The following is a 529-nucleotide window of genomic DNA, read 5'->3' as shown; positions in this document are numbered from 1 at the left end:
CGCGCAGTTCTGATATACCCGGCATTCATATCCATTGAGAACGTTTTGACGGCCTCCAGCTGGCTGTTGGTGAGAGTGCGAAGATAGCTGGCAAGGCTTTCTGTTCCCCGATCATCTGTTAACGCCAGTGCGCGCCCATCACGGTCGGATATCACGGTGATGTACCGGTGTCCTTTTTTGAAGGCAACTTCGTCCACATTCATATGCCGGGCTGATAGCGGTCTTTTTATTCGAGCAAGACCACGTTTAACCGCCCGGGTCATAATGCCGTCAACCGCATTCCAGCTAAGTTTCAGCTGCTTTCTTACCGCATCAACAGTGCTGATTTTCAGCCAGGAAAGAACGAATGACTCGAACAACAACGTGTACCGGCTGCCGGGTCCGGCCCACGGAACGGGTAACGTCTGACATCCATGGTTTGGGCACATGACCCGGGGAACATTCGCCTCAACAACTGTCATGAACTGGCAGGTATCAAGATGGCGCCATTTACGATGACGGTGATCGTGAACAGAACAAGTTTTACCGC

At 52.2% G+C, this 529-nt stretch carries 1 protein-coding gene; it reads right to left on the bottom strand.

What is annotated here, in order from left to right:
• Positions 1-529 (bottom strand): helix-turn-helix domain-containing protein (locus tag DQ356_RS11155; RefSeq protein WP_185123786.1); only part of this gene is annotated, 529 nt, incomplete at both ends.

It is taken from the genome of Chryseobacterium lacus, from assembly GCF_003336205.1.
In the GTDB taxonomy this organism is placed as follows: domain Bacteria; phylum Bacteroidota; class Bacteroidia; order Flavobacteriales; family Weeksellaceae; genus Chryseobacterium_A; species Chryseobacterium_A lacus.
The sequence above is the reverse complement of the archived record's forward strand: the minus strand, read 5'-3'. Positions and strand labels throughout refer to the sequence as shown.